Annotated in this window: 9 protein-coding genes; 5 read left to right on the forward strand and 4 right to left on the reverse strand. The window is 63.3% G+C overall.

Annotation, left to right across the window (positions count from 1 at the left end; genetic code table 11):
• A partial coding sequence (locus EN955_RS32515) for an ATP-binding cassette domain-containing protein (RefSeq protein WP_127223539.1) occupies window positions 1-506 on the forward strand: 506 nt, incomplete at its 5' end.
• A gap of 123 nt (window positions 507-629) precedes the next feature.
• Here the strand turns inward: EN955_RS32515 and rirA are convergent.
• The gene (rirA, locus tag EN955_RS32520; RefSeq protein ID WP_024503816.1) at window positions 630-1094 is read right to left on the reverse strand and encodes an iron-responsive transcriptional regulator RirA; all 465 of its coding nucleotides are present in this window, start codon (window positions 1092-1094) and stop codon (window positions 630-632) included.
• Between the two features lie 276 nt (window positions 1095-1370).
• On the opposite strand from rirA, the gene EN955_RS32525 reads away from it, so the two are divergent.
• The 3 genes from EN955_RS32525 to EN955_RS32535 all read left to right on the forward strand — a co-directional run bounded on the left by EN955_RS32525 (window position 1371) and on the right by EN955_RS32535 (window position 3894).
• Window positions 1371-2666, forward strand: coding sequence for a DUF445 domain-containing protein (locus EN955_RS32525; protein WP_024503817.1), 1296 nt, complete (start codon window positions 1371-1373; stop codon window positions 2664-2666).
• A 111-nt stretch (window positions 2667-2777) separates the two neighbouring features.
• Window positions 2778-3206 (forward strand): phasin family protein, encoded by a 429-nt coding sequence (locus tag EN955_RS32530; RefSeq protein ID WP_024503818.1) that lies wholly within the window; start codon window positions 2778-2780, stop codon window positions 3204-3206.
• A gap of 190 nt (window positions 3207-3396) precedes the next feature.
• A complete protein-coding gene (locus tag EN955_RS32535) occupies window positions 3397-3894 on the forward strand; it encodes a MaoC family dehydratase (RefSeq protein ID WP_013531248.1) in 498 nt (165 codons plus the stop codon).
• Window positions 3895-3932: 38 nt separating this feature from the next.
• On the opposite strand, the gene EN955_RS32540 is transcribed toward EN955_RS32535, so the two are convergent.
• Window positions 3933-5387 carry an MFS transporter gene (locus tag EN955_RS32540; protein ID WP_024503819.1) on the reverse strand — a complete coding sequence of 485 codons (1455 nt, stop codon included), beginning with the start codon at window positions 5385-5387 and terminating at the stop codon, window positions 3933-3935.
• 128 nt (window positions 5388-5515) lie between these two features.
• Between EN955_RS32540 and EN955_RS32545 the strand changes: the two genes are divergently transcribed.
• A complete protein-coding gene (locus tag EN955_RS32545) occupies window positions 5516-6409 on the forward strand; it encodes a LysR family transcriptional regulator (RefSeq protein WP_013531250.1) in 894 nt (297 codons plus the stop codon).
• Window positions 6410-6458: 49 nt separating this feature from the next.
• Here the strand turns inward: EN955_RS32545 and cml are convergent, their stop codons facing one another.
• Together cml and EN955_RS32555 are read right to left on the reverse strand one after the other, a co-directional pair.
• Entirely contained in the window at window positions 6459-7655 is a 1197-nt protein-coding gene (gene cml / locus EN955_RS32550) for a CmlA/FloR family chloramphenicol efflux MFS transporter (protein ID WP_024503820.1), read from the reverse strand.
• 234 nt (window positions 7656-7889) lie between these two features.
• Window positions 7890-8214 (reverse strand): aminotransferase class I/II-fold pyridoxal phosphate-dependent enzyme (locus tag EN955_RS32555; protein ID WP_348631228.1); only part of this gene is annotated, 325 nt, incomplete at its 5' end.

Here is an 8214-nt window from a genome sequence, read left to right on the forward strand (position 1 = left end):
AGCTTGGTCTTGTCGGCGGCCGTTCGGGCGCCTTGCCGGGCGAGGATGCGCGGCTGCCGGAACGGGCTCTGGCGCGTGTCGATCTCGACGGCTTTGCCGGCCGTTTCTACCAGGAGCTTTCCGGCGGGGAGCAACAGCGCGTTCAGTTGGCGCGCGTGCTATGCCAGGTCTGGGCGCCGGTGCTCGACGGCAAGCCGCGCTTTCTGTTCCTCGACGAGCCAGTGTCCAGCCTCGACATCAAGCACCAGCTGATCATCATGAACATTGCCCGCGACTTCGCCAGAAGGGGCGGTGGCGTGGTCGCCATCCTGCATGACCTCAATCTGACGGCCATGTATGCGGAGCGGATCTTCGTCATGCATCGCGGCCGGCTGGCCGCCGCCGGATCGCCGCGGGACGTGCTGAGCGATGATCTGATCGAGAAAGTGTTCGACTGCCGGCTCAGGGTCGGCGTGCTGCCGGCGGGCAATATGCCGTTCGTGCTGCCGCAGTCGGCGGTCTATTGATATTCAGGTGAGGCCGGGCCTGCGAATGGCGGTTTCCTGCGCTTCCCCCGCCAATTGTCGAAGTCGGCGCCGCCCCTCATTGCCCTGCCGGGCATTTCTCTCCGTAGAACGGGGAGAAATACGCTAGGCAGCCGGGGCGCGGCGCTCCATCAGCATGTCGATGCCGAGCAGGTTGCGTACATTCGGCCGCGCCGCTACCAGATCGGCGATCGTATGGCGGGCGAGCACTGCGAAAAACGCATTCAGGGCCTCGCGCAGCGCCGAGTTCAGCGCGCAGCTGTCGACGAGCGGGCATTCGGCGGCATCGTTCTCGAAGCATTCGGCCATGGCGAAGCTCTCTTCCGTCACGCGCACGACATCGAACAGGCTGATGGCTTCGGCCGCCCGGCCAAGTTTGACGCCGCCATTCCTGCCACGCACAGTCTGGACGAGGCCGTGCTCGACCAGCGGCTGCAGGATCTTGAACAGGAAAAGCTCCGACACCGAATAGGCGGCCGCGATCTCGGGAATACGGCTCAATCGGTCGTCATTTGCCGCGCAATACATCAAGATGCGCATGGCATAGTTGGTCTGGCGCGTAAGCCGCATATTGTCCTCACAAGGCACTGGGGCGGTGCAACCCACGCCAGATCTGGAAATTTTGCTGATGCGGCTTTGACCCGAAATTCCGGATTCGCCACATTGGCCCAGGCGGAATATGGCCTATACCTTGGAATAATTCCAGACTAGCTGGGCGCGATAGATGAATTTTCTCCTCAACTTTGTGTGCGCAGCCGGGCAAGATGCCGGGCGAAACCGGCTGTCGCGGGTATTTCGGCCGTCGGAACACTAGATAGGCTGAGATCGACGAGGAGCGGCTCACCCATGTCACAATCGGCTTCGCCCTTGACGCCGGTCCGTTTCGATGCCGAAGCGGATGCCAAGCTTTCCGCGTTGCGGCGGACGAAATTCCTCGCGGCGGCCGCGCTGGCGCTTTGCGTACTGGTGTTTGCGCTCGCCAAATCGTTCGAGCACATCCATGCGTGGCTCGGCTTCGTCGCTGCCTTTGCCGAGGCGGCGACCATCGGCGGCCTCGCCGACTGGTACGCGGTGGTGGCGCTGTTTCGAAGGCCGCTGGGGCTGCCGATCCCGCACACCGCCATTATCCCCGAGAACCAGAACCGCATCGCCGACAATCTCGGCCGCTTCATCGAGGTCAACTTTCTGGCGCCCGAACCGGTGCGTGAAAAGCTTGCCGAGGTCGATTTTTCGGCGCTGGTCGCCGATTGGCTGGCCGATACGGAGCGCGCCGCCGGCCTGTCGCGCTTCATCGTGCGGCTGGTGCCGCAGACGCTTGCGGCGATAGAGCAATCCGGCCTGCGCGGCTTCGTCACAAGCCGCATGCTCGAACAGATCGAAAAGGTGCCGCTGGCGCCGCTGGCCGCCGAACTGCTCTCGGCGCTTACCGATGATCGCCGCCATCAGAAATTGTTCGACGAATTCACCAAGGTGATCGGGCGGTTCCTCAATGACGAAAAAGCGCTGGCAACGATGCGCGAAAAAATCCGCGAGGAACTGCCGTCGCTGTTCAACCTGTTCCGCGCCGACGCCTATCTCCTGAAGAAGATCGTCGCCTCGGCGGGCTCGCTGCTCGACGAAGTGAGGGCCGATCCCGACCACCCGATGCGCGCCGAATTCGACGGCTTCGCCCAAGGCTTCATCGATAAGCTGAGGACATCGAAACAATACGCCAAACGGGCCGAAAAGCTGAAGCGCGACTTCCTGGCCCGGCCGGAGGTCAAGGGATTGGCCGGCGACATGTGGGCAAGCCTCAGCCAGTTCATCGAGCAGGATGCCAAGGCGCCGAATTCGGTCATCCGTGCGCACCTCGCCAACATGTTCGTCGAGGTCGGCCGGCATCTTGCCGGCGATGCGCAGATCCGGGCCGACATGAACCAGGGGTTCGTGGTGGCGCTGGCGTCGTTCGTGGAGAGCCAGAAGGCCGGCGTGTCGACATTCATCGCCGACCAGGTCAAACGCTGGGACCTCGCGCAACTGACGCGGCTGATCGAGATGAACATCGGCCGGGACCTGCAGTACATCCGCTTCAACGGCATGATCATCGGCGGGCTCGCCGGTGTCGTGCTCTATGTGGCCGAGCGGCTGTTCCTCGTGAATTGATGCGCGGCCAGACTGGCGCTCATTCCTCCGCGTCCGAATGGACTCACGGCACGCGAGTGTTATTCTCCATCCGAGGGTGCCCGCATCCGCGGCAAAGGGGAGCAAACAAGCATGGCAAAACAACCGGAATCCGATTCCTTCATGGACATGTTCGGCAGGTTCGGCCGCGACCTGAAGGTGCCGAATGTCGATGTCGAGGCGATCCTCGCCCATCATCGCAAGAACCTCGAAGCGCTGGAGAAATCGGCACGAGCCGGTGCCGCCGGCGCCACCTCGCTGTTGTCCCGGCAGCGCGAGATGCTGCAGGATACGCTGCGCGAGGTCACCGATATGGCGCAAAGCTACAGGGCGCCGGGCAATCCGCAGGAACTGATGGCCAAACAGACGGAGTTTGCCAGAAAGTCCTTCGAGGCCGCGTTGAAAAATGCCGGCGAAGTGGCTGAACTGGTCAAGAAATCCGGTGCCGAATCGGTCGACATCCTGCGCACCCGCATCAAGGAGGCGATGGAGGAAATCCGCGCCGGCTACGAGAAGAAGTAGCGGATGTGGCCGGGACCGGTTCATGGCTGCCGGCCGCCCTGAAGCCCGGAAAGCCCGAGTTGGCCTGCGACTGCGCCGGCGGCGTGGCTCGATTGCGGCCGAGATCGACGGAACGGATTCGCGTAGAGCGAATTGACAGAGGCCGTCAGTTCGTGGTCCGGAGGCTCTGGAAGCGATCGGGAAACCAGGAATGAACGAAATACGGCCTAAAACGCCGCCTACCTACGAGCAGTTGAGGACGATGGCCGGGCTGGAACTCGGCGTGTCGGAGTGGACGACGGTCGACCAGAACCGCATCGATCAGTTCGCTGAATGCACCGGCGACCATCAATGGATTCATGTCGACCCTGAAAGGGCGCGGCGGCAAAGCCCGTTCCGCACGACGATCGCGCATGGCTATCTGACGCTGTCGATCATCGGCGCGCTGGCGCTCGGCATGGGCATCGTGCCCGAGAATACGCAGGCCGCCTTCAATTATGGCTTCGACAAAGTACGCTTCCTGGCGCCGGTCAGAGTCGGCGCCCGCATCAGACTGCGCATCACGCTGCTGTCCATGGAGGACAGAGGCCCGGGCCAGTATCTGATGAAGGCGGCCAACACGGTCGAGATCGAAGGCGAGGAAAAGCCTGCCTTGACGGCGGAAACGCTGGTCATGCTCTATGAGCGCCGCAAGCGGGCAGGTGCCTGAGCCTGTTTGGAAATTCTATTCTCTGAGTGGTGTGCGCGTCACGAAGCCCTGGATTCTGCGCGGCCTGTGGCGCGGGCCGAGAGCAGTGCGAGGAACAGCGCAGCCAGCGCCAGCACCGTCGCCGTCTGAAAGGTGACCTGCATTCCCCGGGCGGCGGCCTCGGAACTCAGAAGACCAATGCCTTCGTGCCCTTCGGCCGATGCGACGGCGAATATGGCGCCCATCAACGAGGCGCCGGTGATGAGCCCGAGATTGCGCGAAAGGTTGAGCAGACCGGAGACGACGCCGCGCTGACCGGCGTCAACGCCAGTCATGACGGCTGCATTGTTCGACGTCTGGAACAGCGCGTAGCCGATGCAGGTGACGGTGATCGCAACGATATAGCCGGCAATGCCGAATCTGGTCATGGCGAGCGACAGCAGGAACGTGCCTGTCGTGAGGCTGAGCAGGCCTGCGACCATCATCCTATGAGCGCCGAAGCGGTCGGTCAGGCGTCCGGCGACCAGCGCCGACAAGGTCGAGACGAGCGGGCCGGTCGACAGCACCGCACCCACCATTGCAGCATCCAGCCCGAGCCCGCGCGACAGGTAGAACGGAGCCACCACCAGCGTCGCCATCATCACCGTGGCGACGACGAGGCTCATGGCGAGACTGGCACTCAGCTGAAGATCGCGGAAGCTGGCAAGCCGGATCAAGGGGTTTTTCACTCTCGCCTGCGCGGCGGCGAAAAGAAAAACGCCGGTGCCGGCGGCGATCAGCAGGCCGATTTTGAGCGTGCCGAAATTGCCTCTGCCCAGCGTCATGGCCAGCGCATAGGCGGCCAACGTCAGGGCCAGCAGGGCGGTGCCCACGACATCGAACGTGCCTCGGTCGAGCCGCGCGGTTTTATTGCGTGCCGGCAGGGCACGCCAGGCAAGAGCGAAGGTGAGCACTCCCAGCGGGACATTGACGAGGAAGATTGCCCGCCAGCCGAAGCCGGTGATCAAAAGGCCGCCGAGCGAGGGGCCAAGTGTCGTGCCGATCGCGGACATGGCGCCGAGCAGGCCCATGGCGCAGCCGATTCTGTCCTTGGTCACGGTTTCGGCGACGAAGGCCAGCGTCAGCGCCATCATCAGCGCTGCGCCAAGTCCCTGCACGGCGCGTGCGGCAATCAGCAGCCAGAGTGTCGGCGCCAGGCCGCAGAGCACCGATGCGGACGTGAACAGCGCGATGCCCCCAAGCAGCAACGGTCGGCGCCCGAACATGTCGGCCAGCCGGCCGGCGCTGACGATCAGTGTGGTGATGGCGAGGAGATAGGCCAGAACAACCCATTGCACGGCCTGGAACGTCGCGCCGAAATTCTGCATCAGCGACGGCAGCCCGACGCTGGCAATGCTGGTTCCCAGCGACGACAGCAGTGTGGCGAGCGACAGGCTTGCCAACGCCCAGCCGGCGGATTGCATCCATGGTGGCGCCGATGTCAGCCCGTCCGGATTTTGCTCAGCGATTGCCACGGCGGTCTCCTTCCATCAGTCCCACAACCGGAACTGCTGGAGATCTAGTTCCTTGGCCAATGTGGCGGAAGGCGCAGCATTTGCATCTTATTCGTGCGTTTGGCGCCATATCATGTCATGATCTGCCGATGACATCACCCGATCTCAACTTACTGTTCGCTCTCGACGTCCTGCTGACCGAAGGCAGCGTGGCGCGCGCCGCCAGCCGCCTACGCCTCAGCCCTTCGGCGATGAGCCGCACGCTGGCGCGACTGCGCCAGGCGACGGGCGATCCGCTGCTGGTTCGCGCCGGTCGAGGCCTTGTGGCGACGCCGCGTGCGGAAGAACTGCGACAGCAGGTAGGCCGTGTCGTCCAGGATGCGGAGGCGATCCTGCGCCCTGCCACCTTGCTCGATCTCCCGAACCTGGACAGGGTCTTCACGCTGCGCACCAATGAGAGCTTCGTCGAAGAGTTCGCACCTCGTCTCGTTGCCCGTATCCAGGCCGATGCGCCCGGCGTGCGGCTGCGCTTTGCACCGAAGTCCGACCGGGACGTCATGTCGCTGCGCGACGCGGCGATCGATCTGGACATAGGCGTCGCTGGCGAGACCGGCCCGGAGGTGCGCATCCAGGCGTTGCTTCGCGACCGCTTTATCGGCGCCGTGCGAACGGGCCATCCCTTGACCGAGGGCGCGGTGACGCCTGAGCGCTATGCCGCAGGCCGACACATCAGCGTTTCACGGCGTGGCCGCGAGAAAGGGCCGATCGACGAGGCTTTGAACCGGCTCGGGCTGCGGCGGACCGTCGTGTGCATGGTTTCCGGTTTCTCGGCAGCCCTTGCCATGGCCCGCACATCAGACCTGATCGCCAGCGTTCCGGAGCGGCATACCGAGGGCGCACGCGCCGGCATGCGCAGTTTTCCCCTGCCGGTTGCCACCGCGGAAGTCACTATCTCCATGCTCTGGCATCCGCGCCTCGATGCCGATCCGGCGCAACGCTGGTTGCGCGACTGTGTGCGGGAGGTGTGTGCGGCGTCGCGCTGACAACGATGAGAAGCCTGCGCCAACCGCCCAGGCTTCTCATCTGTCCAGTCTATTCGGTTTGGCGTTTCTGCAAATGCCTCAGTGCGCTTAGTGTGAGCGTCGCCATGACCGAACAGTAGGCGACCAGCGGCCACGCCGTGTCTCCGCCGAGCAGGACGACGAACAACGTGCCGAAGATGCCGACGACAAGGCTCTGGATGCAGAAGTAGAGTGCGACTGCGGTTCCCGCGACATCGCCAAACGCCTCGAGTGCACCGTTTGCGGTGACTGAGACAATGAAGACGATACCCACGGCAACGACCCACATCGGCAAGATAAATGTCGCGAAGGACGGCTGTGCGAACAGTTGCCCCACTGCCAATAGCGCCGCGCCGAACAGCAGCATCGCCATGCCCCTGATGGCACTGCCGGCGATGCCCCAGCTTGCAATGAACCTTCTGGCGAAGCGGGTGGTGACGATCATCACCAGCGCCGCGGTGGCGAAAGCTAGACTGAAGCCGAACTGTGAAAAACCGGCCCGATCCATGAGCACCCGTGGCGCAGTCGAAAAGAACACGAAGAAGGCGCCCATGGCGGCACTGAATGCAAGCGTGTAGGTCCAGAAGGCAAGACTGGAGAGAATGGGTCGAAGCGCCATTCGCCTGGTATCGCCATTCGAGGGGCGGGTTTCGTGCCATTTCGGCCATGCGTTGAGGGTAGCTGCCGTGGCCAGGACTCCGAGCGTCAGGAAGATCGCCCGCCAGCCGAAATTGCCGGCAATCAACGCACCGGCAACCGGCCCCAACGCCGGCACGAAAGCCAACATCGAGCTGAACAGGCCGTAAATGACGGCACTTTCGGCTCTTTGCGCATAGACGTCGCGAACCGTTGCGAAGGTTGCAACGAGAATGGCGGACGCACCAATGGCCTGCACGACGCGCAGGACGACGAAGACAGCGGCCAGCGAGGTGCTGGCGAGCAGAAAGGAAGCGCCTGAAAACAAAAGCGCGCCACCGATCAGCACCGGGCGCCTGCCGATCCTGTCGGAAATCGGGCCGAAGACGACTTGGCCGAGCCCAAGACAAATCATGTAGAGGCTCAGCGTCAGCTGGATGACATCAGGCGATGTCTCGAGGATCCCCGGCATCGCCGGGACAATCGGGAGGTAGATGTCCATGGCCAGCGAGGCCAGGATGTCGAAGGGCGCCATCAGCACCATGGCTGCTGGCAGGGAAGTGGTCCATGTCGGTTTTTTTGGAAGAGGCATGATTGAACATCCGCTCAAATGGATACATTTGGCGGCGATCTGCCGTTCTCAATGAAGATGGGAAATGACGGGCCGCCGCAACAACGAGGTGCTGTTGCGGCCTACTTGTCTGCTGACTTGCTGGTTCCCATAAACGCTATCCCGGAAAATGACGGCGCAGACATTCTCTCGAGTGCGCTCGCGTTTCCCTAGCAGCCGAAGGTTGCCCAGGCAACAGGATCAGCTTGATGCGCGTCAACGCGCCATCGCCGCCTCGAGCACCCTGAAAATCCGCTCGTCCGCGCATTGGGCAACGTTGAAGCGCAGGAAACGGCCAGCCGTTCCGGACAGGCTGAATGCGTTGCCGGGCGCCAGCACGATGTTGTCGGCCAGCGAGCGGCGGGCGACTTCGGCCGCATCGACGCCGTCCGGCAGGCTGCACCACAGGAAGAGGCCAGCCGGCTGGTCGATCCACGGCGTGATGCCGATCACTTTCAGGTGGGCGGCCGTCTCGCCCATGGCGCGCGCAAGCTTCGCGCGCAGCAAATCCATGTGCTTGCGGTAGCTGCCGTCCTTCAGC

It is taken from the genome of Mesorhizobium sp. M7A.F.Ca.CA.001.04.2.1, from assembly GCF_003998485.1.
In the GTDB taxonomy this organism is placed as follows: Bacteria; Pseudomonadota; Alphaproteobacteria; order Rhizobiales; family Rhizobiaceae; genus Mesorhizobium; species Mesorhizobium ciceri.

Bases quoted from the DNA above. Each gene is read 5' to 3' on its own strand.
- EN955_RS32530 (WP_024503818.1), top strand. From the start codon at position 2,778: ATGGCAAAACAACCGGAATCCGATTCCTTCATGGACATGTTCGGCAGG.
- EN955_RS32535 (WP_013531248.1), top strand. From the start codon at position 3,397: ATGAACGAAATACGGCCTAAAACGCCGCCTACCTACGAGCAGTTGAGG.
- EN955_RS32545 (WP_013531250.1), top strand. From the start codon at position 5,516: ATGACATCACCCGATCTCAACTTACTGTTCGCTCTCGACGTCCTGCTG.
- EN955_RS32525 (WP_024503817.1), top strand. From the start codon at position 1,371: ATGTCACAATCGGCTTCGCCCTTGACGCCGGTCCGTTTCGATGCCGAA.
- cml (WP_024503820.1), bottom strand. From the start codon at position 7,655: ATGCCTCTTCCAAAAAAACCGACATGGACCACTTCCCTGCCAGCAGCC.
- rirA (WP_024503816.1), bottom strand. From the start codon at position 1,094: ATGCGGCTTACGCGCCAGACCAACTATGCCATGCGCATCTTGATGTAT.